Annotated in this window: 19 protein-coding genes; 1 reads left to right on the top strand and 18 read right to left on the bottom strand. The window is 48.3% G+C overall.

The window, feature by feature from the left end:
* Positions 1–313: 313 nt before the first annotated feature.
* From BLS69_RS06455 to BLS69_RS06370, 18 genes are all read right to left on the bottom strand, one after another.
* Positions 314–799, bottom strand: a complete 486-nt coding sequence (locus tag BLS69_RS06455; protein WP_091029552.1) for a (2Fe-2S)-binding protein — start codon at positions 797–799, stop codon at positions 314–316.
* On the bottom strand, positions 796–3,123 hold the full coding sequence (gene pucD / locus BLS69_RS06450; RefSeq protein ID WP_091029550.1) for a xanthine dehydrogenase subunit D: 2,328 nt from the start codon (positions 3,121–3,123) through the stop codon (positions 796–798). The genes BLS69_RS06455 and pucD overlap by 4 nt, the downstream gene beginning before the upstream one ends.
* 33 nt (positions 3,124–3,156) lie before the next feature.
* On the bottom strand, positions 3,157–4,071 hold the full coding sequence (locus BLS69_RS06445) for an FAD binding domain-containing protein (protein ID WP_091029548.1): 915 nt from the start codon (positions 4,069–4,071) through the stop codon (positions 3,157–3,159).
* Between the two features lie 287 nt (positions 4,072–4,358).
* Positions 4,359–5,009, bottom strand: coding sequence for a nucleotidyltransferase family protein (locus tag BLS69_RS06440; RefSeq protein ID WP_091029545.1), 651 nt, complete (start codon positions 5,007–5,009; stop codon positions 4,359–4,361).
* Positions 4,975–6,255, bottom strand: coding sequence for an XdhC family protein (locus BLS69_RS32080; RefSeq protein WP_176872616.1), 1,281 nt, complete (start codon positions 6,253–6,255; stop codon positions 4,975–4,977). Before BLS69_RS32080 ends, BLS69_RS06440 begins: the two co-directional genes overlap by 35 nt.
* Before the next feature lie 42 nt (positions 6,256–6,297).
* Positions 6,298–7,620 carry a 5'-deoxyadenosine deaminase gene (locus BLS69_RS06430; RefSeq protein ID WP_091029542.1) on the bottom strand — a complete coding sequence of 441 codons (1,323 nt, stop codon included), beginning with the start codon at positions 7,618–7,620 and terminating at the stop codon, positions 6,298–6,300.
* Positions 7,621–7,757: 137 nt separating this feature from the next.
* The gene (gene ggt / locus BLS69_RS06425; protein ID WP_091029540.1) at positions 7,758–9,353 is read right to left on the bottom strand and encodes a gamma-glutamyltransferase; all 1,596 of its coding nucleotides are present in this window, start codon (positions 9,351–9,353) and stop codon (positions 7,758–7,760) included.
* The gene (locus tag BLS69_RS06420) at positions 9,347–10,588 is read right to left on the bottom strand and encodes a pyridoxal-phosphate-dependent aminotransferase family protein (protein WP_091029537.1); all 1,242 of its coding nucleotides are present in this window, start codon (positions 10,586–10,588) and stop codon (positions 9,347–9,349) included. The genes ggt and BLS69_RS06420 overlap by 7 nt, the downstream gene beginning before the upstream one ends.
* Positions 10,589–10,594: 6 nt before the next feature.
* Positions 10,595–11,902, bottom strand: coding sequence for a M20 family metallo-hydrolase (locus BLS69_RS06415; RefSeq protein WP_091029535.1), 1,308 nt, complete (start codon positions 11,900–11,902; stop codon positions 10,595–10,597).
* Positions 11,899–13,302, bottom strand: coding sequence for an allantoinase AllB (gene allB, locus BLS69_RS06410; protein ID WP_091029533.1), 1,404 nt, complete (start codon positions 13,300–13,302; stop codon positions 11,899–11,901). The genes BLS69_RS06415 and allB overlap by 4 nt, the downstream gene beginning before the upstream one ends.
* Positions 13,303–13,345: 43 nt before the next feature.
* The gene (gene uraH / locus BLS69_RS06405) at positions 13,346–13,723 is read right to left on the bottom strand and encodes a hydroxyisourate hydrolase (protein WP_091029530.1); all 378 of its coding nucleotides are present in this window, start codon (positions 13,721–13,723) and stop codon (positions 13,346–13,348) included.
* On the bottom strand, positions 13,723–15,228 hold the full coding sequence (gene pucL / locus BLS69_RS06400; RefSeq protein ID WP_091029528.1) for a factor-independent urate hydroxylase: 1,506 nt from the start codon (positions 15,226–15,228) through the stop codon (positions 13,723–13,725). The genes uraH and pucL overlap by 1 nt, the downstream gene beginning before the upstream one ends.
* 238 nt (positions 15,229–15,466) lie before the next feature.
* Entirely contained in the window at positions 15,467–17,089 is a 1,623-nt protein-coding gene (locus BLS69_RS06395; protein WP_091029525.1) for a PucR family transcriptional regulator, read from the bottom strand.
* A 426-nt stretch (positions 17,090–17,515) separates the two neighbouring features.
* Complete coding sequence (locus BLS69_RS06390) at positions 17,516–20,260, bottom strand: CHASE3 domain-containing protein (protein ID WP_256332240.1); 2,745 nt, start codon at positions 20,258–20,260, stop codon at positions 17,516–17,518.
* A gap of 178 nt (positions 20,261–20,438) precedes the next feature.
* Positions 20,439–21,827 carry a class II fumarate hydratase gene (fumC, locus tag BLS69_RS06385; protein ID WP_091029522.1) on the bottom strand — a complete coding sequence of 463 codons (1,389 nt, stop codon included), beginning with the start codon at positions 21,825–21,827 and terminating at the stop codon, positions 20,439–20,441.
* Between the two features lie 132 nt (positions 21,828–21,959).
* Positions 21,960–22,970, bottom strand: a complete 1,011-nt coding sequence (locus tag BLS69_RS06380) for an aldose 1-epimerase (RefSeq protein WP_074095412.1) — start codon at positions 22,968–22,970, stop codon at positions 21,960–21,962.
* 179 nt (positions 22,971–23,149) lie between these two features.
* The gene (locus BLS69_RS06375; protein WP_091029520.1) at positions 23,150–23,959 is read right to left on the bottom strand and encodes an MBL fold metallo-hydrolase; all 810 of its coding nucleotides are present in this window, start codon (positions 23,957–23,959) and stop codon (positions 23,150–23,152) included.
* Between the two features lie 180 nt (positions 23,960–24,139).
* Entirely contained in the window at positions 24,140–24,412 is a 273-nt protein-coding gene (locus tag BLS69_RS06370) for a hypothetical protein (protein WP_047843332.1), read from the bottom strand.
* A 234-nt stretch (positions 24,413–24,646) separates the two neighbouring features.
* On the opposite strand from BLS69_RS06370, the gene BLS69_RS06365 reads away from it, so the two are divergent.
* Complete coding sequence (locus tag BLS69_RS06365; protein WP_091029517.1) at positions 24,647–25,879, top strand: aminopeptidase; 1,233 nt, start codon at positions 24,647–24,649, stop codon at positions 25,877–25,879.
* The last annotated feature ends 29 nt before the right edge of the window (positions 25,880–25,908 follow it).

Below are 25,908 nucleotides of genomic sequence, written 5' to 3'. Positions count from 1 at the left end.
TGCGCATCAATTTTTGTAAATATATGGTGAATGAGAATGTTTGAAATTCTTTTGTACCAGTACTTTGAACGCCATTTTTCCATCGTTCCACCAATATTGAAGACAATTCGAAAACGGTTCATTATCTAACCAGTTTCAGGCCTAAACTTCATCTCCCGTTAGATGAATGTACTTGGCAGAAAATCTACAAAAACAAAAAAAAGCATTCCTGGATCGGATGCTTTTTCAATGAATGATTCTTCAATTCTCCTTGTTTTTATGTCCACGTCCTGCGTCCCGGTTCAACAAACGGTTTCCTCGGCTGATGTTTCCTTTACCGCACAACGTTCCCTGCCTTGCGTACCGCCCGAATAATGCCACCGTAGCCGGTACAACGACACAGATTCCCGCACAATCCCGATTCAATCTGTTCTTGAGAAGGCTCAGGATGTGCATCCAGTAATGCCTTGGTTGAGATCACCATGCCCGGAGTACAGTAGCCGCACTGGAAGCCACCTTCCTCCACAAAAGCTTGTTGGATCGGATGCAGAGTGCCTTTCTCCTCGCCGTGCAGGCCTTCAATGGTCGTAATGTTACTGCCTGCACATTGATAAGCCATGACAAGACAGGAATTCACGGGCTCTCCATCCATCAGAACCATACATGCACCGCAGCGACCAACTTCGCAGGATACTTTGGTACCCGTTAGTTGCAAATGAGTCCGAAGCACATCGACAAGTCGGGTCGTTTGCGCGATCTCCAGATGTTTCTCTTCGCCATTCACAACGGCTGTCCAGTGATTCTCAAGTGGTTTACTCATGATGGACTCACTCCTTCCTGCAAAGGTACATTTAAAGGTCTGACCAGTTGTTCCCTCGGTACAGGAAGACGGTTAACCCATACACCTGTCGCCTGATGAATTGCGGCTGTAATGGCTGGCGCAAGCGCTACGGAACCAATCTCACCAATCCCCCTTGGTCCAAACGCATCACCTTCGGGTAAGTCTTCAATAGCTTCAACCTCCAGATTGGTATGAATATCCTGAATGGTTGGGATCAGATACGTATCGAGATTAGTGGTTACATAACGGCTGTCCTGCATGACCGCATCCTCGGTCAACGTGAATCCAAGCGCCATCACACTACCGCCTTCAATCTGTCCGATAAAGCCCATAGGGTTGATCACCGGGCCTGCCGCTACAACATGGCGTGTATCCAGCAGCTTGGTTTCTCCGGTCAAAGTATTCACTTCCACCTCTGCCGCAACCGCCGCATACGTATACAAATAATGCCCGCCTACCACATTGTCAGGCGTAGTTGGGTAATCAAACTTTGTATCGAAAATCCATTCAGCGGCTTTGCCCTGCGTCGCGAGTTCAGCATACGAAACTATAAAGCCTGATTCTGATTCTACTTCTGAAGTTTCGGCAGTAAGCTGGCCTTTACGCCATATACCACCAGGCCCTGTCACCAGTTCATCTGCCGGAATGCCCGACATTTCAGACGCAACAGTGAGAGCACGGGAACGAAATGGAGTCTGCAAACGTTGAAGAGCCATCCAGGCCATCGTTGTTGAACGTGAAGCTGTACTTGATCCGCTGTGTGGCACACGATCCGTATCTCCAATGATGATACTGAGATCCGATGTACTGCATTGGAATAGATCACATAACATAATTTCCAGCGTTGCAATAAGCCCCTGACCAAATTCCTCGTAGCTGAACGCAACCTCAATCTTGCCTTCGTTATTCAGGGACAGACGGCCTCCCGCAGGGTCCGGAATCCCGTATCCCAGCCCTGCACCGTGCATGGCGATGGCCGCTCCGACTCCGCGCTTGATCCACGGTGGTAGAGTAGGATCTGCCGGGGGACTCTGATGTTTTTGCCACAGTTCGGAGCGATCCAATGCCTCCCATACTTGGGACAGTCCATCCGTAACCAGAATGCGTTGATTCAACGGTCCGGGATCATTCTTTTCCCTCATATTACGTCTGCGGAACTCCCAAGGGTCCATCTTCATAATTTCTGCAAGCCGATCCATCTGGCCTTCCATGGCAAAAATCGCCTGGTTCCCGCCAAATCCGCGAAACTCACCCGACAATCCATTATTCGTATACACAGATATACCTTCCACATCCACATGAGGGATGGCGTATGGTCCTAGACAATGCTCGGTACAGAAATTCAGCACCGGTGCACCCAATGTGGCATACGCTCCCGTATCTGCTGTAATACGGACACGATGCGCTTGGATGATACCTTCCTGGCTCATACCGGTCTTCATTTCAATCTTCATTGGGTGCCGTTTCAATCCTGCACGTACAGATTCTTTACGTGAATTATGCATTTTTACAGGACGCCAGCATCTCAAGGCCAGTAATGCACCATAGGGCTGTACGTTGAGTTCATCTTTTCCGCCAAATGAACCACCAATCGGTGAAGACACCACCCGAATATCTTCTTCAGGACAGCCAATAATACGCGCAAGCTGCATCCGGTCTTTATAGCCATGTTGCGTTGCCGCGTATACATTCAGCCTTCCCTCTTCATCCGGGACAAACAGGCCACCTTCTGTCTCCATGTAAGCATGCATCTGGCGAGGCGTATAATACGTCTCAGTCACGATATGATCACAAGTGGCAAAAGCTTGCTCGGTATCTCCACGTTTGATCTCCGTGCGATGCAGCACATTACCTGGACCATGCTCATGCAACTCTGGTGCTCCGGGAGCCAAGGCAGCGTCTGTACTATTCAGTGGAGCGAGTTCCTCATACTCTACGCGTATCGCATCCAGCGCAAGTGCCGCACGTTCCGGAGAATCCGCAGCAACTGCTGCTATGGCATCCCCAACATAACGTACAATATCCTCGCAGAACACAGGCTGATCCGGGGTCGCTATGCCAAAACGATTCAGACCAGGTACATCTTTGGAAGTCAGAACCGCATAGACGCCATCCAACGCCTCAGCTTCCGAAGTATCTATAGACAATATGCGAGCATAAGGATATTCGCTTCGCAATACTCTGCCATGAATCATGTCAGGTAGCGTCATATCCGTCAGATATTGAAGCTGCCCTGTTACTTTGGGTGCCCCATCTGGCCGCAAGTGCCAGCGTTTCCCGCTCTGTTTCCGATTCAGCAGCATGATCCCTCTCCCCCTTTGCTTGATCCCATTCATTTATTCGTGAAGTGCCTCCCATAGCCCAGCGCCAAGCATATTGCCTGCGGTCTGTTTGCGATAATGTTCTGTTGCAAATGTATCGCCATAAGTCGTAAATTCGGCAGCCACAGCAGTTGCAAGAGTCGCCGCTTGCATGACAGTAGCTTCACTACCAAGAAGCTGTTGTTCCGACTCCAGAAGTCGCATCGCCATGCCTGAACCCCCGCCCGCAGCAATCGCAATCTTGGTCCAGCGGTTATCCGAATCAATCTCTCCATACAACGCAACCGTCACCAGCGATGCACTGAACGTCTCCCGTCGACCCAACTTGCGGTAAAAGGAAACTTCTCGTACAGCAGGCCTATGCCCACTGTCCACATTAAGCAGAGAGGACGGTCTCATCGGGATATGAATAGAGATTAATACATCCCCGGGATTACGGCTGCCATCCCGTCCACCCTGAAGCCAGGAAGACACACTGCGGATCTCAATTCCGCTGTCCGTCAACCAGTGCAGCTTCGCATCATATACAAGCAAAGCAGGCAGCGTATCGCCTACTCCGGACACAATATTTCCGCCAATGGTTGCCACATTACGAATGGAAGGGGCAGCAATTGCATTCACCGCTTCTTGCAAGATCGGCAGTTGATGCAACAACGCTTGTGAAGCACATTTCTTTAATCGGGTCATTGCGCCAATGACTATCTCATTTCCACGATTAGATATACCACTCATTTCAGGAATACAAGCCAGACTAATCATGTGTTCAGGCGCTTGAACCAAGCCACCCTCCCACTGGGTTCGCAGCAATGTTCCGCCTGCCGTAAAACAACATATTCCCTTGAGTCTACTTCTTAACGCTTGGAGTTCTTGCAGGTTCTCAGGCTGCCATACCGATGGCAATGCTCCAGAACCGTATGCCGGTGTGACCATCGCTGCATCCCCTTTCTCTCTCTTCCTTGGGCAGGAAATTCAACCGTCTGATCCAGATAATTCTTCAAATCATATGAGAGTTCGGCAGCAACGTCAATTACCTTTACATCGTTTTGGATAAATGTATAAAACCTGCGTTCCATTTGTGCTTGATGCATCATGATCTATCGAAAGCTAACACAGACTCTCTTTCATCACATGATAAAAGAAGACAAACAGGCCAACCAGACTGCCTGGCTGACCTGTTCATGTCATTAAATTAAACATAATTTTTCATCTTCTCCTGTTCATGAGTCTGTCTGCTCCGATTCATATACATGATTCAAAATGCGTTCCAATTCCGGTTCCGTATCCGCATCCCAGAAACTAGTCTCAGACAGTGGTACATGTACACCTGAATAGTTAGCGCTGCGCATAATCTTGCGTGCCCCCTCATCTCCATGCAAGGACAACAGAGGTCCGAACATATGGGAGCGAAAAGCAACGGGCGGCTTGCCTCCCTCACCGTCGGTAGCTGCGACATAGTCACACAGCTTGTGGGTAGCCAGTGCTGTCGTCACCCGATTAATATCCTGCGTTTTTAACAAAGGCTGATCACCCAGTAACATGAGAATGCCCTCCGGTTTGTACTCCATGGCCGACAATACGCCAGAATGAAGAGAATTGGCCATACCGCAAGCATAGTCAGCACAGGCCACAATTCGAAGTCGCGCTGTGGGATGATAAGCATACGTGGCTGAATCAACCCATTTTACAGGCAGCCATGCCAATGAATCTTCCGGTTTGACTACACAGACCACTTGATCCAGATCCGAATTCAGCGCAGCTTCCAGTGACCATGCAGCCAGTGACCTCCCGTCTGGCATGACAACCGAGAGTTTATCCCGACCAAGGCGACAACTCTTACCTGCTGCCAGAACTATGCCCGTCATTCGCATGTGCAACGCTCCCCTTCTGCACCTCAGAACTCAAGGAAGAAACCTTATGTTTACATGCGATCAATTCCGCTGCAATACTGATGGCGATCTGTTCGGGACCGTCTGCTCCGATGCTCAAACCAACGGGAGAATGTACATATTTCAACGGTGGTAAGCCATCCAGCAGACGGGCTGTTCGTGTTTTGGAACCCATGATGCCAAGATACGTATACTCACAGTCCACTAACATCTCCAGCAGTTCACGTTCGCGAGGAAAGTTGTGACTCATCAAAATCAAATAATCTCCTTTGTGCACGTTTAACAAAGGCATAATCTCACGCGGGAAACCCATTACCAGTTCAGCTTCAGGGAACCTTTCCGTGGTGCATAAGGACTCTCGCCAATCGGCTATCACAACACGGAATCCTGCGGATTGGGCGAGTTTTGCAACAGGAATAACATCATTCCCGGCTCCGATGATAATCAGACGTGGTTTAGGTGTGTACAGCGAAGTAAGTTGCTGCGGGAGGTCCCAGGAATTCGTTGAAAACTTATCGTTTGTCAATATTTCAGCATCAGACTCAGAGATATGTTGTGAATCACCAGATAAATGGGAAGAATGAGATCCGTTTGACGTAACAGGTGCCACTTCAGGCACAAGCGTAAGGCGAGGTATATCGGGAGAATGTTGTGTTGATGCCGTATGTTCATGCTTGATATCCCCACTGCTGTGCTGGACATCAACCTGCAATGAAGCTGGATTATTGTTCGTCACGCGATCATGAGGAGGGACGAGCGAAGGACGCAAGATCGGCTCGCGCCGGGTATCTGTTGGCTCAATCCGTTTCCAGTCATATCGAACCCTCGTATACTCATCCTGAAATGTTCGGGTTAACACTATCGCAGAGCCGGATTGCAAACACGCATGCATTTTCTGCAAAGTAGATCGGAGTTCACCACACACAGGTTCAAGCAGCACAACAACGAGTCCACCGCAGCCAACCGTCTCACCCCAGGACAGATCATCCTCGGGTCGCATGTCGTACTCCGCAAATTCCATTTGCATTGTATCCAGCACATGGCTCACCCGGGCCTGAAGATCACTCTCCAGGCATCCCGGACTGATACTGCCATACATTTTGCCATCCTCGGTCAACAGCATAGAGACTCCTTGCTTACGGTAAGCATGACCCTCTACCTTAATCGCTGTTGCGAGCACGCAGCGCGTTTCACGGGCTACGATTGCACACAGATCATGCATTTCCATATCGGTCTCCATCCTTTCTGGAATCGCATAAGCTTCCTTCGATCAGATGCGCTTCATCAATCTCGCAATACTCTTATCCGACTCACGCAGCACAATGCCACGATCAATCGTCTGAATCTTGCGATTTTTGAGTACAATGCTGCCATCGATAATAACGGTGTCCACACAGCTACGTGTTGCCGAATAGACCACGCGGGAATAGACATCTGTTTCATAGGAAGGGTACGTGTGGAAATCATCCAGATCCAGCAGCAGCATATCTGCCTTTTTGCCCACTTCGAGACTGCCAATTTCCTTCGACAAGCCGAGCACCTCTGCACCACCCATGGTAGCCATGCGCAATACGGTCCGGGCATCCATCACCGTTGGACCATGAGGAATCTTCTGCATCAGAGCGGTGAGGCGCATTTCCTGAAACATATCCAGATTGTTGTTGCACGCGGCACCATCGGCCCCGATTCCAACCGCGATCTGACGATTCAGCAGATCCGGAATATCCGCTACCCCAGAGGAAAGTTTCATATTTGATCCTGGACAGTGAGTGACTTTGACACCACGTTTGCGAATGATCTCTTTCTCTTCCTCACTTAGCCATACACAGTGGGCCAGCACCAATCTTGGGGTAGCCAGACCGATATGATCAAGGTATACAATGTTACGCATCCCGCGTTCGTGTTCGACCAGTTCGATCTCTCCGCGATTCTCGGAGGCATGGGTGTGGACTTTGACATGATATTTATTAGATAAGTCGCGCACCTCTATCAGCAATTCTTCGGTACAAGATACAACGAAGCGTGGGCAGAAAGCATATTGAATGCGACCTCCGCCAAACCCGTTCCATTTCTCCAGTAGATCCACACTCTGTTGCAGCGAAGTTGCTGTATCCTCACGCAGGGGTTCCGGAACCTCGTCCCCATGATCCATCATCACCTTGCCGGAGATGACCCGGATGCCGCTCTGTGCCATCGCCTGAAACGCTGAGTCCGTGTGATGTACCGTCTCCATATCCAGAATGGTCGTGGTTCCACTGGAGATCAATTCGCCCAATCCAAGCATTGCAGAATAATAGACGGACTCCTCGTCATGTGCTGCTTCCAGCGGCCAGATACGTTGACGGAGCCAATCCATCAGTTCCAGATCGTCCGCACGTCCACGGAATAAGGTCTGACACAGATGAATATGCGTCTGGATAAAGCCTGGCAACAACACTTTGCCGCGAGCATCAATGACCTGGTCAGCCTGAACGTCAATGTGAGCTGCAATCTCCTTAATTTTGTTATCCTCGATTAACAGATCTCCAATGAACACTTCCTCTTCTGCATTCATCGTCACAAGCTGTGCGCCCTTCAGCAGGATCGTTCCCATACCAATCTCCCCTATCTGTGTCTGTCTATATCGTTCAACTCATACCTATTTACACCTGCACTCCGATGACAGACTAACCTTCCGACCGCTGTTATCGTGTAAATATCTAGTTGAGTTTATAAGTGTTCTTATAGCTGTTACCACCCAATAGCCATGCCATCGCCTCTCGGATCTGCCGCGCCGCTAATCATACCGTCCTCACGAATGACAATGCCTTGCGACTGTCCCATAATCCCGTCCCACGGTGCTCTGGCTTCAACGTTATGTCCCCACTGGGCAAGGGTTGCACATACGTCATCATGATATCGGTTCTCCACACGCATCGTATCACCTTCTTCGCCCCAGGTACGTCCGTACACCCAACGCGGCAGGCTGATCGCTTCCTGAATGTTCAGCCCGTAATCTAGCACTCCGGTAAGCACCGATAATTGTGTCTGCGGCTGGCCTTCTCCTCCCTGTGTTCCCACGAGCATATATGGTTTACCATCTCGTGTAACAAGGCCCGGCATGAGGGTGTGGAATGAGCGTTTATTCGGTTCCAGTACGTTGGCATCTCTCGGATCTAAGGAGAAAAAAGATCCCCGGTTCTGCATGATAACCCCCGTATCCCCCGGAACATACGCTGCACCAAAGTCAAAATACAGGCTCTGAATGAAGGAAACGGCATTGCCTTCGCTATCAACAACCGCAGCATACGCCGTGTCCTGGCCTATTGTTTTAGACAAAAACGGTTGTGCCACAGGTGGAGCAGACTGAATCTCATTCCACAATTGGTCTCCGTAACTCTTGGATAACAGAAGATCCAGCGGAATGTCCCTGAAATCCGGGTCCGTCAGATAACGGTCACGATCACGAAACGCCTTTTTCACCACTTCCGCCATCAGATGATAGAATTCCGGTGAGGTACGTGCTACAGAGGACAGATCCGTATGCTCCAGCATATTTAACATCATCAGCATCGAGAATCCCTGCGAGTTGGGCGGCATCTGATGAACTTCATAGCCACGATACTCCGTGCTAACGGGTTTCACCCACTCGCCCCGATGCCCTGCAAAGTCTGCTGGTGCAAGCATGCCCCCATCCTCACGAATAGCCGAAGTCAGACGATCCGCAAGTTCTCCTGTATAAAAAGTATCTCGCCCTCCCGTCTGAATCAGACGAATGGAGGCAGCAAGATCAGGTTGGATCAGCAGCTCGCCCTCCTGCAAAAGTCTACCCAAAGGCGCAAATACCGCTCGCAGCGGTGTATGCCCCATAATGAAATCTTCATCCCTTTCCATCCACAGGCGGAGATTCCGGGATACAGGGCATCCTTTTTCCGCATACTGCGCGGCAGGTTCAAGCAGTTGCTCCCACGGTAACTTCCCGTATCGGGACCATACTTCCCACCAGGCATCCACCATTCCCGGAACCGTGATGGCACTAAGCACACCACGCTGAGGGATCGCACTCATGCCCATCGCTTTGAACGTCTCCGCATGAATGCCTGCGGCTGATCGACCACTTCCGTTATAGGCGGTAATCTCACCGCTGGCTCCGTCATGAATCAGGAAGAAGGCATCCCCTCCAAGTCCGGTCATATGCGGATATACCACACCTAGTGCTGCACTGACCGCAACAGCAGCGTCATAAGCATTCCCTCCCTGCTGGAGGATGGAGCTTCCCACAGCACTTGCCAGATAATGAGGAGAGGTGACCATGACCTCCCTTGAGATTGGCATCTGGTTTAACATACAGCGCCCTCCTTCCCTGCATACACATCCAATGCGGCCTGCACCGCTTCACCGGCTGGTAACACGTGACGATGACGGAGAAGAACAGCTTCCAGCGCTCCCAGCACATGAAGTACGTTTTTGCGTTGGCAACTGAATCCCATTGTACCGATCCGCCAGATCTGCCCTTTCAACGGGCCGAATGAACTGGCAATCTCAATGCTGAAATCGTTCAGCAACATGCTGCGCACCGACTCACCATCAATCCCCTCCGGAATCGTGATACAAGTGACCACCGGAAGTTTACTGGACATATCCCCATACAACTGCAATCCCATTCCCTGAATTCCAGCGACCAACGCACGTTCATTGACCAGATGTCTCTTGAACCTGGCCTCCAACCCTTCTTGCAGCAGTATGCGCAGGCCTTCGTGAAGACCATAGAGCATGGAGGTTGCCTCCGTATGGTGGTTCAACCGTGCTGAACTCCAGTAATCCTGCAATTGGCTCAGGTCAAAATAATTGCTGGCAATGGTGCGGCCTTCTGCCCGCGCACTGGTTGCATCTCGGAGTCCGCGTTCAACTGTTTTGCGGCTCATCAGTTTCTGTTCCACACGACTGTTGTACGTGAGAGGTGCCATCCCTGAAGGAACGGACAGGCATTTCTGCGTGCCACCCATCACCGCATCCAGATGCCAGGCATCCGTCTCCACCGGAGTCCCGCCAATGGTTGCTACAGCATCCACGACGAGTAAAATATCAAGGTCACGACAAGCTTTGCCAATCTCGGCAAGGGGCTGCATCTGTCCGGTGGAAGTTTCACCGTGAACCATCGCAACCAGACTTGGTTTATGGGTATGAATTGCCTTGATCACCTCTTCCGGATCAAATACCGTTCCCCATTCTGTTTCAAAAAAGACAACCTCTGCACCGCAGCGTTCCGAGATCTCAACCAGCAGATGTCCAAATCGTCCGTAGATCGGAACGAGAACTTTGTCACCGGGCTGGATCAGACTAACCAACACAGCTTCAATGCCTGAACGGGATGTACCATCGACTGGATAACACCACTCGTTATCTGTCATATATAACTCACGCAGCATCGCCATCGTCTCGTTCATTAAGGATGTGAACTCCGGGTCAAACTGCCCCAGGATCGGAAAGGATAATGCTCTGAGAACACGAGGATCAACTTCAACCGGTCCCGGGGTCATAATGGTCCGCAAGGACGGAGATAACTCTTTATAGGTGGACATCTTCATTCAACTCCCGTAACCGTATTTATAGAGTAGCCGTACCAGAACCCGAAAACCGTGCATCAGGTCTGCTTCAGCTGTATATTCAAGTGGATTATGACTGATACCGTCCTGACTCGGCACAAATATCATGGCTGTTGGACAAGCCGGCTGAAAAATCTGCGAATCATGTCCCGCGCCGCTTGGCATTAGCCAATAGGACAACTGCTCCTGCTCACAGGTATCCTGAATGTCTGAGATCATCTCTGCATTCATAGGAATAGGCGTTACCGACAGATGTTCTTCCCAGTCCAGTCCGAGCTGCTGCTCGGCTGCGATTCGACTAAAAGCCTGAAGCATATCCTGCCAGCACCGATCAATACTCTCCTGCCGGATATGGCGGATATCCAATGAAAACACCGCCCGTGCTGCAACCACATTTCCAACACCCGGATCGGCTGTGATTCGCCCAACCGTGGCTACCAGCGGTTCTCCTGCTTCCAATGCGATATTCCTTACTGCAGTAATCATCTCGGCTGCTCCTGCAAGTGCGTCTTTGCGCCAAGACATCGGTGTCGTTCCTGCGTGATTCGCTTCTCCACTTACGGTAATACTGAACCGCTTCTGACCTACAATGTCGGATACAACTCCAATCGAATGTCCGAGACGTTCCAGAACCTGACCTTGCTCAATGTGAAGCTCAATAAAGGCACCGTAATTTTTCGCGGCGGGTCTATATGCACTACCGGGTCCAAAACCCGCATCGCGGATCGCTTGTGCAAAGGTAACGCCGTCTTGATCCTTCAAATGCTCTACAGCTTCCAGAGCTGTCATTCCTGTTATACTGCGTGAACCCCAATACGCAAAAGGGAATCGGCTTCCCTCTTCCTCACATAGGGATACCACTTGAAGTGTTCGCTTTGGTGCTCCAAAATGCTTCTGCAAATACTCCAAAGCAAGAACACCCGCCACCACACCGTAAGCACCATCATATTTGCCACCATACACCACGGTATCCATATGTGATCCGGTCACTACCGGTAATTCTTCAACACCAGTCGCTGATTCCTCACCCTCACCCTTGAGTGTGCCATACAGATTACCGGACTGGTCGAACTCGGGAGACAGCCCTTTCTCCTGCATTTTGGCAGCAAGGGCACCTTGTGCTTCACACCAAGCCGAGTCATATAACAGTCGTGTGACGCCACCCTGTGCATCCGCACCATAGGTCGACAGCCAGTCAAGCATGGCTTGCAGCTCCACCTGTTCCACATTTGGCAAAGGAAGAGGTGCGTTATTTGTACCGGATGACCGGTATACTCCAGACTCATTCATGACGTCTCCTCCGTTCCCGCTTCGATGGGACTAGAAGAGTAAGCCGCAATGTGTTGCCCGATAGTCACGGGAGATAACCCGGATTCCGAGTTATATACCCGTTGCCCACGACAGAATACTTCTGCAATGCGACAGTTAAATGTACGTCCCACATAAGGGCTCTGTTGATGCGTATAGAGAAGATCCTCCGTGTTCAGGATTGTGTTTTTCTCCCAATCAATCAGGACCAGATCTGCATCCTTGCCAACGGCAATCTCTCCTTTGCTCTCCAGACCAAGCCTTCTGGCAGGTTGCAGGGAGAGCACTCTTCCGAGCAACGGGAGGTCGATATTACGCTGTAGATGTCCGTCCTCCAGCATGATCAGCAGTGTGCTTTGCGCTCCGGATATACCGCCCCAGATTTCAAAGAAGTTATCAGATTGTTTCATGGATGGCGGACATGGAGAATGATCTGAGGCAATAACATCAATCAATCCCGAAGTCAGTGCATCCCATAACTGCTCCTGCTCGGAAGAGCTTCGAAGAGGTGGAGCGCATTTCGCTATAGCACCCAATTGGACAACATCCTGATCGGTCAGCGTCAGATAATGAGGGCATGTCTCCGAAGTCACATCCTGCCCACGCTGTTTTGCATCTGCAATTAGATCCAGGGCTTCCCGGGTACTAATATGCACAAAATGCAGCGCACACCCGGTCTGTTCACCGTATGTCAATGCCCGCGCAACCGCGACGACTTCGGCTTCCACAGGACGCGACCGGACATAGTCCATCGGTTCCGTCTTACCCTCCGTAATGCTTTTCGCACCGAGTTCGGCAACCATGCTTTCGTCTTCTGCATGAAGTGCCAGCACACGGTTTAATTTTGCAATTGCATGCATCCCGTCCAACAGTGTATGGTCATCAGCTCTGGCAAAGATGTCTTCCCCTTCGCCTCCCGGCTCGGACATAAATGCCTTGAATCCGGCAGCACCCAACCCTGCCAGTGGAGCAAGTTCCTCACGGTTACCGGGAACCAAGCCTCCCCAGAAGGCATAATCAACATAGGATTGGTCTGCAGCTGCTTTCTTTTTCATCTCCCATGCTTCCGGCCTTGTGGTTGGTGGTACGCCGTTAAGTGGCATATCGACATAGGTGGTGATTCCCCCTGCGGCAAGAGCTGCCGAACCCGATCGAAATCCCTCCCAACTGGCGAGTCCAGGTTCATTGAAGTGTACATGAATGTCCACGACACCCGGCATCACTGTAAGCCCCTCAGCTTCTATGATGCAAGTCGCTTCACCAGCAGTCAGCCGCGTGGATAGTTCCGTTATTTTCTCACCAGTAATGCCAATATCCAGTTGTTCTACCCGATCTCTCAGCACCACCCGGGCCCCCCGGATGATGGTATCAAATGTTGTCATGTGGATGACCCTCCCCCTGAATCAGAACCGGATGTGTGCATATTCAGCTTCCCCGGTATGTACTGTAACCTCCTGGAGCAATTAATAATGGAATATGGTAATGGCTTGAGGCATCAGATACGGCAAAACGAATCGGAACAATCGTCCATAATGCCTGCCCCAGCTCCTCCAACGAACGCTGTGCGTAATAACTCTCGACATGGAATTGAAGCTCATATATGGCTGGCTCCAACTTGCCTTCATCCAGCAGCGGTGCATCCAAACGCCCATCCGCATTGGTCAACGACTCAGCCACTTTTATCTTGCTTTCCTGTTCTCCATTCCTCTTCAGGGTATACAGTTCGATCCGAACACCCGCAGCTGGGACACCTTTGGATGTATCCAGCACATGTGTTGTAATTCGTCCACCAGATATCGACATCAGACGTCACCTTCTTTCCCGGAGTCACGGCCGTCTGTTGCCAGATCATCCCTTGTCATCGAGAAACCCTGGAATCCATAAGGTGGTCTCGGCTCAGTAAAGACTTTGCCTTCTCCCTCGTTCACTTCCTCCAGCACTGTCTCCCACGTCCGATTGTTGGATTCAAATGAAACCTCACTCATTTGCTCAAATCGGCTTAACAACCTTCGTCCAATCTGGTAGATCAGATGTTGAATGGAAGCGGATCGACACTCATGAAATACCGCAGCAGCCAAATCTCTGACCTGTTCCGCCGCCACATACCGTCCACGCTGATCATCCATGCCATCTCTCGGATCTTCATAACGCCAATTGATGTTCAGGAAAATAAATAACGGTCGATCCCATGTCTCTGGAAGAGTGGTATATTCATCCTGCATAAATCCGGCAAATTCACTGCCTTTGACCTTGATCAGTCTCAGATCGGCTACACCACTGAAATGGTTGCTTAGTTCAATCGAGTCTCCTGTTCGTTCTGCTTCCACGGCAGCTGTTGCACGATCATTCTGCGAATAACGAAATACGAGCGCACTCGGTCGATAACTTCCTTCCAATCCAATCGGTATATCTTCAAACGGAATCTGGTCCGCTGTCATCTGAACCTTGCACATCTGGGGATACGTCTCCAGGAAACGCCGACTTACCAGCGCAAGAAATCCTTCCACCGTCGCCCCTGTGTAATCCGCTGCATGTTTAAGAATGAAATTTTTCATCGAATTGGTTGCAACCACCAGCGAATTATCTCCTTCTGCAAAAGAAGGCAAGAATTCATCGCCCTGCACAGCGACCTTAATGTTCAATCCAAACAGAATATTGCTGCGTCCCATAAAAGGAGATTCCGGAATGGACTGAATACCCGTCAGCGGTTTGGCGTAGGATCGGTACATCCACACATCCCCTTTGCCGTAATACATCGTCCGCTGCTGCACTGCGGCTGGTTTGCTCACGAACTCATGTTCATGACCGATCTGTGCGAGCCACTGCTCCAAACGAATGCCCGCTATCTTGAATACTTCCTTCAATGCAGTCTCAAATTCTTCTTCCCTGCCTCGGCGATGACGTTGCCTCATGGACTCGAGGATGGAGCTTGCGGTATGGCCTTTTACAGCCAATATGAAAGGAAAGCCCAATTGGCTTGTATATGCTTTGTTTAATTGTTGAAGTTCGTTGTATTGCTCTTGTGAGAGTGAATCAAGCCCTGCACCAGCCTGCTCCTGAACGGAGTTGCTGCTCATGCTGATTCGCGCTCCAAGATCCGGGTGATTTCGAAGTAACTGTAACTTCACCTGGTCATCCGATGCCTGAACCACGTTTTTCATCACTTTCATCATCTGTTCAAATGAATCAAAAGGTCGTAAAAGCCCGGCCCGCTCAGCCACCCATGGTGATTCCTCAAATAAGCCGCCAAACGTATGCACAAACTGTGTGATAGACCAGTTGTTAACAAGTTTAATTAAGTCGCTCATGTTAAAACCTCCGGTCTGTTGTGGATTATTGTTCTTCATTCTAAGTGTCGTTCAATGTCGCGACAACAATATTTACGCAATTTTGTAATATAACATAACATCAGAGTTGCGATTTGTTTGCTGTGCACGGGAAATTCAGTTTTTGTGGTCCTTAAACATTAAAAAACCGCACTCCATCAGGGAATGCGGTTCTTGGGGGTATGACCCGGTAACATTGTCATGTTGCACAATGTGCGGTCTAGAGTTGGACATTGTGCGGTCTTGAAGCTGTTTTGTCCCGAACAAACTTGCGGAAGGTGAATACCAGCTTTAATTTGAGCAGATCATTCGTTTTCTTAAAGTCCATTTGCAGCAAGCTGCCGACTTTCTCCATCCGATAAGTGACCGTGTTACGATGCACAAACAGCTGCTTGGCAGCTTCATTGATCAGTCCGTCATTCTCGATAAAGGACTCCAATGTATTCATCAGCACTTGATTGGGATCACCATCCCTGGCAAGTAACGGTTCAAGTACTTTATTGCAGTAATTCTCCATAATGTTATCCGGTACATGTTGAAAAACGTAAGCAAATTCGAGCATTTCAAATTGCAAAGCACGGTCTTTCATACCGAATCGACGAGCCAGTTGTCGAGTATCGAGACACTCCTGGTATGCTTCACGGAGCGATTTGGGTTCATGTTTCATTTTGCTGATCCAGAAACGCGGAGCCGGTGCCCCTTTTGCTTCTTGCGCTGCAAGAACATCACCGAACCGGTTCAACAGAAAACCTGACAGTTCCTCTCCATAATCTCGCCCTGTTGGACAGGTATAGATGGACAGAATGCCATCTTCGATCTGAAAATGCTGTGAGGCCGTGAATTGCATCAGCGGATTGTATTGCAACTCGCGATGAATCTGTTTAAGCAGCTTTCCCTCGGCAAACAGAGTTGGTTCAAGTGTAATCAATACGCACTGATAGGTGCCCTGGAACAGATGTACACCTTTGTTTTCACTCAAAGTGGTCAATTCCTGGATGGTCATTTTGTTATCCAGATACTGTGAAAGCAATGTACGCATCTCATCTTGCACAGTCGGATTAATATGCTCGCGATAAGTCATATCCATATAAAATGCCAGTACATCCGCAGCCTGTTGGAACAACTCTTCCTCCGCTCGAAGGGATAAGGCTGAATCGGTAAACACAAGCAACGATCCGTATTCTTCATCATTCTGCTTGATGGGAACGCGATGACAACTTCCCTGATTCCATTTCACTCGGTGCATGACGGATTTCCACGGCCAGCCTTGGGTTACAGCATCCCCTGCAATGCCTTCACTCCCATAGAGCACATGCCCACGCGAACCAATGACGGCAAGCGGATAGTTCAGCACCGTGGCAAGCTCGGCAAACACATTCCGATGTGGCTGCTGTTGCAGTGCAAACTGCATTAATTTTTTCTGTTTCTGCACAACCTCATGCAGCAATCGGTTACTACGTTCATGTTCAGCCTTGAACAAGGCATTCATCTGGTCGGAAAAGGTGAATTGGAAGGGGAGCTCAAGCAGCGGTAAACGAAGCCGATCAGCTTCCTCGACAATACCTTGGGGAATGGACTGCCAGAAACGTCCCAGTTTGATGCCGAGTCCTGCACAGCCGCGTTCATTCAAACGTCGCATCAAACGCAGTGCATCCGTTTCACTGTCTTTCATAATAAAAGCGGTGGTGAACAACATTTCTCCGGATTTGATCCAATCCGCGATATCAGGAGCGTCCATGACGTTAACGGATTTCATCATCCGTGAAGTCCCTTCTCCACCCGCAACCAGTTTGGCCTCTGACAACGGGTATACCTGTAAAGCCTCTTTAACCGTAAGTTGCATGGACACTACCTCCCATATATATAACACAATATTATGTCATTCTGGTTACCGAAACTAAATTTCGCATTATTTTTCTAATTAAATCCATATTCATGCGTTCAACTTTTATTTGTTGTTAAGTATTATAACATCAATTTTCTAAATAAAGCTTACACGGCAAAAAAATAAAACCTATGACCTAATTACAGCGCACTTTCCTGTAATCGGCATAGGTTTTATAAGTTACTATGATCCACATAATGTTGAAGTAATCCATTTACACGATAACGGAGAGGGCAGAAAAAACCTGAAAAAGCGAAGCGTTCGCCTTTATCCCCGGATTTTCCCCTTTGAAAAAGGGAATCGAAAAAATCTGGGGATAACAGCGATTGGAGGGTTGTTCTGTCATCGTAGTGTCCGTGTAAATAATCTTTAGTTCAACTACAATCAGATTTCCATGGTTTCGTGATTCATCCATAATTTCATACGGGATAATACATCTTTGATATTCAGCGGTTTGCTGAGATAGTCCGAAGCTCCTGCTGCAATACATTTCTCCCGATCCTCTTTCATGGCCTTGGCTGTCAGTGCAATAATCGGAAGCTGGGTCATGCCAAGCCGTTCACGGATCTGGCGAGTCGTCTCATAACCATCCAGTTCCGGCATCATAATATCCATCATGATGATATCAGGCTTGACTCCTCCACGCTCCAACAATTCCAGACATTCGTACCCATTCTGAGCTGAAATGACATTCATGCCGTATCGCTCAAGAGCGTTAGCCAGCGCATATACATTTCGTATATCATCATCAACGACAAGCACTTGACGACCACTGAGCAGAGATTCTTCCAGAGGTGTCAATAAAACATCAGATTGTTCGGAAGTCATTGAAGGAAGCTTATTGACCTCAGGTGTAGTGGTAGCCACCTCATTCAGGAACAACCGCGATGCATTCATAGTCTCAGGTTCATCTCTTCGCAGTGGCAGGAACAGCGTGAACACACTGCCATGTCCTTCACGACTTGTTGCCGAGATTGAACCACCCAGCAAAGTCGCAAGTGATTGAGAGATCGACAGGCCAAGTCCTGTCCCGCCATATTTACGTGCCGTAGCCCCATCCGCCTGTTTGAATGCATCAAAGATCTGTAGAAGTTTGTTTTCCGCAATACCAATCCCTGTATCACTGACGGAGAAAGCAATCACGTCGGTCTCTTGATCTTTCAATTCAGGATGAGCCAGACTCATTTTGGAGATGGTTAAGGCAACTTCACCCTCACTCGTGAACTTGAATGCGTTCGAGAGCAGATTTAGGAGAATCTGGTGCAATCTCATCTCATCCGTCACGATGGTTTCCGGTAAAGGACTTTGGAGCTGAATCCGGAAATCTATTTTTTTCTGTTCCACTGTTTTCAGGAAATACTGGTTCATGACTTCAGGAACACTGCCCAGATAGACATCATCGAAATCCACTTCCATCTGCCCGGCCTCTACCTTGGATAGATCCAGAATATCATTGATCAGATTCAGCAGGTCTTTACCTGATTTGTGAATGACTGAAGCATAGTTCTGCTCTTCACTATTCAAGTGTTGATTTTTATTTTCAGACAAGATTTCAGATAAGATCAACATGCTGTTGAGCGGTGTCCGCAGTTCATGGGACATGTTCGCCAAGAATTCGGATTTGTACCCCGAGCTTGTTCGTAACTGATCTGCCACAACTGCAAGTTCATTGGCTGATGTCTCAGCAGCACTCTTCTGTATTTCCAAGCGATCATTAAGCATATGAAGCTCTTCGGTCTGCATTTGCAGTTCCTCCGTCTGAGACAGCATCTCTTCGGTCTGAGCCTGAAGTTTCTCCGATTGTGCCTGTAATTCTTCATTCAGAACTTGTGACTCATCATATAATTGCTGTAATTCCATGCGAGTGACGGTCGAGTGTAGTGAAACACCAAAAATGTCCGTCAGTTCTTTCATCAGCTTCATATCATTCTCTTGCAACGGCTTCATTGAAGCAAGCTCGATTACCGCAATCGTTCTGCCTTCGAACAAGACCGGGACTACAGTAAGTGATGTGGCAGATGTATACCCGAGACCCGAAGAGATTCGGATATAGTTCTGGGGCAGATCATTCATGCGTAGAACTCGCTTCTCCACAGCACTTTGACCTACAAGTCCCTCACCCGGGGCAAGCGACACTTTACCGAGCGAACGTTCTTTCTCTCCATCCCCAGCATATGCAGCCACGCGCAACAGTCGATTGTCTTTCCAGTAATATAAGACGCTATATGGAACTTCAAACAACATGGCAATCTCGTTCAGGAACAAGCGGGACAATCCCTCCAGATTGGTCGGGTTCTGTAAGAGTGTGGCAATCCCTGTGATCTGGTCCTTGACCCGATTCTGTTCCTGTACTTCATCCAGTAATTTGTTGGTTTCGTGGCCCAGGTCTCCCACTTCATCATGTGTCCGCACCTGAATCCGCTGCTTCAGGTTTCCACCTTTGGAGATATCACTAATGGTTTGCATAACATCTCGCAACGTTTTGACGATATTTCCTGATATCACAATCGCGGCTGCAATGGATAATGCTGCAATAATACCCCACAGCGTGTACATAATCGTCAGCAGTGTGGAACTGCGTCTGGCAAGTTCAGTCACCCTCGCCTCGGTCAGAGCGATCTCTGTGTTACGGAAGGTTGTAAGTTGAGAGCGCAGTAGATCAATTTCAGTTTTACCCGGATCAGATTGAAAGAATGCTACTACTTTCGCTTGATCCCCTTGCTTTTTCAAGTCCACCGACGGCTCCCCAGCAATCTCAATCCAGCGTGTAATATGAGCTTTGATGCTTTGCAGACTCTGCTGCTGTGAAGGATTATCGCTAATGAGAGCATTCAACTGATCATAGTTGGAACTCCACTGGGAGAGGCCTTGGGAATAAGGCTCCAAGTAACTTTCATTGCCTGTAATCATGAATCCACGCTGTCCTGTCTCCATGTTCAAGACATTTTTTTCAATCGCGTTGGTCAGATTATGTACTTCCAGATCATGATGGGAGATAAAATCATTTTCCTTCTGTAACACATTAATTTGGGCCGTAAGCACTAGCAGAACAGCTCCAAACAAAAGCACAACCACAAGATAGCCCAATAAAATTTTGGAGCGTATCGTAAATCTTCTCGTTTTTGACAACGCGGAAACCTCCAAATATATGCGAATCCCATTCAATTAAATTAAAACTGGTGCATATGTAGTTTATATGTATACGTATAGTCTGACAAGCTTTAAGTTCATCGGTAATCATAAGAAAAACGACCTGCTTGTGCAGGTCGTCCTCTTCAGTGATCTATATTGCTCATTATGGCTGATTTTAGGCCTTTGGAGCGATCATTTTGGCCGGATCGACATATTGATCAAATTGCTCTTCGGTAAGCAGACCCGTTTGTAACGTCGCTTGTTTCAAAGACAAACCTTCTTTATGTGCAAGCTTCGCAATTTTTGCTGCATTCTCATAACCAATATGCGGGTTAAGCGCTGTAACCAGCATAAGCGAATTGTTCAGATTATGTTCAATCTGATCCAGGTTAGGCTCAATGCCTACGGCACACTTGTCATTAAACGCAATAATGGAGTCCGCCAGCAGTTGCACGGATTGCAAGAAGTTATAGATGATAACCGGTTTGAATACATTCAGTTCAAAATTACCCTGACTTGCCGCGAAACCAATCGCTGCATCATTACCCATGACCTGCGTAACCACCATAGTAATGGCCTCGCTCTGAGTTGGGTTGACTTTACCTGGCATAATGGAGCTGCCTGGCTCATTCTCCGGAATACGGATCTCGCCCAATCCACTGCGAGGGCCACTGGCCAACCAGCGGACATCATTGGCAATTTTCATCAAATCAGCTGCAAGCGCTTTAACGGCACCGTGCGCATACACAACTTCATCATGACTTGTAAGTGCGTGGAATTTGTTTGGTGCAGATACAAAATCTTTCCCCGTATGTTTGCCAATCTCCTTGGCAGTGAAGTCCCCAAAGTCCGGATGCGCATTAATGCCCGTTCCGACAGCTGTACCGCCGATTGCAAGCTCCTTCAGATACTGTACACTTTCACGGATCATACGCTCACTCTTGCCCAGCATGGCTTCCCAACCACTGATCTCTTGGCCAAGCGTAATTGGTGTTGCATCCTGAAGGTGGGTACGTCCAATCTTGATAATATCTTTGAATGCCTCCGACTTGTCTGCAAAAGTGGCTTTTAATACCGCAATGGCCGGCAAGAGTTGATCCTCAACAGCCAGAACACCTGCGACATGCAGAGCCGTTGGGAATGTATCGTTGGAACTCTGGGACATATTCACGTCATCATTCGGATGCAGACGCTCTTCCTTGCCCTTTTGCTCCAGCAGTTGGTTCCCCAGATTCGCAATCACTTCGTTCACGTTCATATTGGATTGTGTTCCGCTACCAGTCTGCCACACTACCAATGGGAAATGGTCATCAATTCGGCCTGCAATAATCTCGTCTGCTGCATAAGCAATAGCATCGGACTTAGCCGCAGATAATTTACCTAATTTATGGTTACTGACCGCAGCACTTTTTTTCAAAATGGCAAGAGCACGGATCACTTCCATCGGCATATGTTCACTGCCAATCGGGAAATTCTCCTTGCTTCGCTGCGTCTGAGCTCCCCACAGCCTGTCGGCTGGTACTTTCATTTCGCCTAACGTATCTCTCTCAATGCGGTATTCCACTTACTTGTCCTCCTCCAAAAAGATGGTTTGGGTCTCTACAAAGCTTGTGTATCTCGTCATATTATACATGATTTACGAGCAGGTTTTCACCTTTTCGACAAAATTGTAAGCGTAGCGCAAAATGAGCGTGAATTATTTTTGTGACGCAATTGGATACAATCGGCTGCTCTGTTCGAATAGTTCACCTGGTTCCAAACCGATCAATCCGATTTCTTCTGCCGGAATGCCTTCAACATTAGGAGCATTAACCAGGTTCATCTGTGGTTCAGGACAGAAGAATTCGCCACCCATGTTATTGTTCCAGATCATCCAGTGTTTGTACGAAGTACCCACATCGTATACCAGTTTGTCTCCAGTACGGTGATCCGTAAGTTCCATATAGTTACGTCCATTCTGCGGCTCCGCAGTGTAATGATTATCCATGGCTGCAAAAAACGGACTAACCCCGTCTTTTTTCAATTGTTCTTCCTCAGGTGTAAGCGGTTGAAATTGTCCTGTTGGCAGAGAACGCTCATTCAATTCACGACGTTGTCCAATCGTAACTTTGGCCGTGTAATCCGAGGCCTGACTGTCCGGTGCAAAAGGTACTGCAATCGCCGTGTGGAATGCAAACAAATTCGGCATATATTCAGTCCCGTTGTTGCGGACGATCAATTGCTGCTGAAGTCCTTGGCTGCTCAAAGAATAACGGAGCGTCACTGTGAACGTAAACGGCAGGTACTGATGGAATGTATGCCCTTCTTTCACGTCCTGGCTAAGCAACACATAGCTCTCCAGCTGATCAGAACCGTATCCCTCGACCTTCCATTCGGCATCATGTAAAAATCCATGCAAATGGTTACCTGTAGCCGGTTCGTTCACAGGCAACTGATAGACTTTACCATTCCACGGGAAACGTCCATCCTCATATCGGTTCGGTGGAGAAAGAATCGGAATTCCATAGACCGCAGGTGCAGCCATAAACTCATCCATCTGATCCTGATTCGGCTCTCTCAAATAACGGAAACCCTTTTCTGTATCACGGAAAGCAACGAGGTTGGCACCCACGCTTGGAATAACTGCCGCTTCAAACTGATTAAAACGAAGCCAAATGGCTGGAATCCCTCCAAATTGTTCTTCAAATGCTGCATTTTGCTGTGTCATCGTTATATGTACCTCCTGCATACTAAGGTTATATTATACGGCTCGACTATATCATGCCCGAGCGCAAAATACCAATCTATGATAGAGAACAAATTCATAATAGAAAGACAAAAAAGACAGGAAAAAGACAGCTGCAATACGTTACGGCTGTCTCTGCTGTCTTTCATATGATGGTTCAATTAATCCACATATTTGCCGTGATCCGGCACAGCGTTCTCTTCAAAGTCCAGATCAAGCCGCTTCAAGGATTCACTCAGCATATCTCCGCTCAAGGCATGCCCATGCCCGGTAATCGCAAGTTTCGGCTCCAGATGCCTTATATGCTGTACAGATTGATGAGCAGCCTGCCAATCGGTTGTAAAATAGGAAGGCGGGCCATGCAACTGTTTGTCCTGAAGCAACACACTCCACAGCGACTCCTGCTTCACTGTAATGATCGCGTCTCCCGCAATTAACAAACGGTCTGCTTCCCGAAACAGCGACACATGTCCAGGCGTATGACCTGGCGTGTGCACCCACTCCCATTCTGATAGACCTGGAACGGAATGATCTTTGGGTAAACTGAATATCCGATCATCCAGATTGATTGCCTCATTAGGATAAGCGAATGACAACCTGGACATTAAACCTCCACCTACAGAAGGGTCCGCTGGGGGGTAATCTTTTAATCCCGTTAAATACGGAATTTCAAGCGGATGAGCATACACTGGCACACCCCAGAATTGTTCCAGCTCAATAACGGTTCCTACATGGTCGAAGTGACCATGCGTCAATATGATCGCAGACGGCGGACCTTGAAATCGTTCTGTTGCAACCTGAACAATATGATTTGTGAACCTCGCCATTCCGGTGTCCACGAGGACCCAGTTCCTGCTTCCTGGCTCTCCGATGAACACGACATTAACGAATAGTGTACGTAGACTGAGAATATCGGGCGCGACTTCTTCAAGTCCCGTCAACCCTTCTGTAATCAGATTGTCAGATGCCATTCACGGTTACCTCCCATTAGGCGGATTGTCTCTCTGGTTCCATTCATCTCGTAGACTTCCCTTTTCTGGATCATCTATTCAACAATTCCAATAAAACAGACGGCATACACCCTGTTTCGGGCATACACCGTCTAGTATAGTCATCGACACAACACAATAGAACAAGAACATCTCGGCCAGTTAAGCCGGAAATGCCTCCAAGGCAGCATCGAGCAATTGATTGTACAGATCGTCATCATTCTCAAGCAACTCGTCCATACGAAGTAACTCTTCTTCATCACCGGATTGCTCCGTGAAATGCAAGCTATAGTCCCAATCTTTTCCATTCTTGCTCATGAAGGTAATCTCATATACTGACTTTTCGCCTTCTGTGCGGTAAACGGTATTTCCTACGTATCCTTTTTCACCTTCACGGCGCATTTCAGCACTTATAATTTCAATATTCACAATCATTCTCTCCTTTAATCTTTCATTTACAGCAGGTCTCCAACATTTCTGGTAAACCTAGTTTGGTAATTATTATTGGTTAATTGTACAATATATAACGTAGCAACGTATACCTTATTCAATGAAGGAACCATTCTGAGTCCTTACATAGTTGTAATGAGGATTATAATACGTGTTTGAACAACATCTATATTAGCCAACAAGCTACGATATTATTATCACATTGGAGGAAAAAATAGCATGAATACTTTTGAAACGAATCTTCAGCAATATGCTGAACTGGCTGTACAAGTCGGTGTCAATGTCCATCCTGGGCAGACACTCGTGGTTAACGCTCCAATCTCGGCAGCACATTTTGTACGACTGATTGTCAAAGCAGCTTACGGTAAAGGTGCCAAATTGGTCAAAGTAAACTGGAGTGATGAAACCGTTACACGTCTTCATTACGATCTTGCACCTGATGAAGCCTTCTCCATTGAACCGAAATGGTTTGCAGCTGAAATGACTGAACTCGTTGAAGAAGGTGCCGCTATTCTGCACGTCATCGCTGAAAATCCGGATCTGCTGAACGGTGTAGCTCAGGAACGGATTGTTACTAGCCAAAAAGTGCGCGGCAAAGCGCTCGAAAAATATCGTTCTTATCAGATGGCTGACAAATTCAGCTGGTCTATCGTGGCCGTTCCTTCTCCAGAATGGGCAGCTAAAGTGTTCCCGGATCTTCCAGAAGCACAACAAGTGGATCGCCTGTGGGACGTCATTTTCAAAACAGTACGGATCGGTGAGCAGGATGCTGTTGCCGAATGGAAAACCCATTTGCAAAACCTTGATTCCCGCGCTGATCTGCTGAACAACAAAAAATACAAGAAGCTTCACTATACAGCTCCAGGCACAGACTTGACCATTGAACTTCCAGAAGGCCATATCTGGGTATCCGGTGGAAGTGTGAATGAGCAAGGACATGTCTTTATTGCCAATATGCCTACCGAAGAAGTATTCACGGCTCCGCTGAAAACGGGTGTTAACGGTACAGTGCACAGCACGAAACCACTGAGCTACGGCGGCAACCTGATTGACGGATTCTCCCTTACATTTGAGAACGGTCGAATCGTAGATTACACCGCTGAGCAGGGACTGGATGCACTCAAAAACCTGATCGAGATGGATGAAGGTGCACACTACCTGGGTGAAGTTGCTCTCGTTCCACATCAGTCACCAATTTCGGATACGAATATTTTGTTCTACAATACACTCTTTGACGAAAATGCCTCCAACCATTTGGCGATTGGTAATGCCTATGCCTTCTGTCTGGAAGGTGGTAAAACGATGTCCAAAGAAGAGCTGATTGAACGTGGCATGAACTCCAGTCTCACTCATGTAGACTTCATGATTGGATCCGGAGAAATGAACATTCACGGCGTGACCTCCGAAGGTGCGGAAGAGCCGATCTTCCTGCAAGGAAACTGGGCATTTTAATCCCGTTTGATGTGATTTAGGAGAGAGGA

It is taken from the genome of Paenibacillus sp. CF095 (genome assembly GCF_900101225.1).
Lineage (GTDB): Bacteria > Bacillota > Bacilli > Paenibacillales > Paenibacillaceae > Paenibacillus.
This window is presented reverse-complemented; position numbering and strand designations above follow the sequence as displayed.

Excerpts from the sequence above, each read along its gene's own strand:
- BLS69_RS06430 (WP_091029542.1), bottom strand. The coding sequence starts at position 7,620 with ATGGGAACGATCCTGCTGAAGGGCGCACAGCTTGTGACGATGAATGCA.
- ggt (WP_091029540.1), bottom strand. The coding sequence starts at position 9,353 with ATGTTAAACCAGATGCCAATCTCAAGGGAGGTCATGGTCACCTCTCCT.
- BLS69_RS06375 (WP_091029520.1), bottom strand. The coding sequence starts at position 23,959 with ATGGCATCTGACAATCTGATTACAGAAGGGTTGACGGGACTTGAAGAA.
- BLS69_RS06380 (WP_074095412.1), bottom strand. The coding sequence starts at position 22,970 with ATGACACAGCAAAATGCAGCATTTGAAGAACAATTTGGAGGGATTCCA.
- uraH (WP_091029530.1), bottom strand. The coding sequence starts at position 13,723 with ATGTCGATATCTGGTGGACGAATTACAACACATGTGCTGGATACATCC.
- BLS69_RS06455 (WP_091029552.1), bottom strand. The coding sequence starts at position 799 with ATGAGTAAACCACTTGAGAATCACTGGACAGCCGTTGTGAATGGCGAA.
- BLS69_RS06365 (WP_091029517.1), top strand. The coding sequence starts at position 24,647 with ATGAATACTTTTGAAACGAATCTTCAGCAATATGCTGAACTGGCTGTA.
- BLS69_RS06395 (WP_091029525.1), bottom strand. The coding sequence starts at position 17,089 with ATGCAACTTACGGTTAAAGAGGCTTTACAGGTATACCCGTTGTCAGAG.
- BLS69_RS06415 (WP_091029535.1), bottom strand. The coding sequence starts at position 11,902 with ATGAATGAGTCTGGAGTATACCGGTCATCCGGTACAAATAACGCACCT.
- BLS69_RS06370 (WP_047843332.1), bottom strand. The coding sequence starts at position 24,412 with ATGATTGTGAATATTGAAATTATAAGTGCTGAAATGCGCCGTGAAGGT.
- BLS69_RS32080 (WP_176872616.1), bottom strand. The coding sequence starts at position 6,255 with ATGGAAATGCATGATCTGTGTGCAATCGTAGCCCGTGAAACGCGCTGC.
- pucD (WP_091029550.1), bottom strand. The coding sequence starts at position 3,123 with ATGCTGCTGAATCGGAAACAGAGCGGGAAACGCTGGCACTTGCGGCCA.
- BLS69_RS06445 (WP_091029548.1), bottom strand. The coding sequence starts at position 4,071 with ATGGTCACACCGGCATACGGTTCTGGAGCATTGCCATCGGTATGGCAG.
- pucL (WP_091029528.1), bottom strand. The coding sequence starts at position 15,228 with ATGAGCGACTTAATTAAACTTGTTAACAACTGGTCTATCACACAGTTT.
- allB (WP_091029533.1), bottom strand. The coding sequence starts at position 13,302 with ATGACAACATTTGATACCATCATCCGGGGGGCCCGGGTGGTGCTGAGA.
- BLS69_RS06440 (WP_091029545.1), bottom strand. The coding sequence starts at position 5,009 with ATGCGAATGACGGGCATAGTTCTGGCAGCAGGTAAGAGTTGTCGCCTT.
- BLS69_RS06420 (WP_091029537.1), bottom strand. The coding sequence starts at position 10,588 with ATGTCCACCTATAAAGAGTTATCTCCGTCCTTGCGGACCATTATGACC.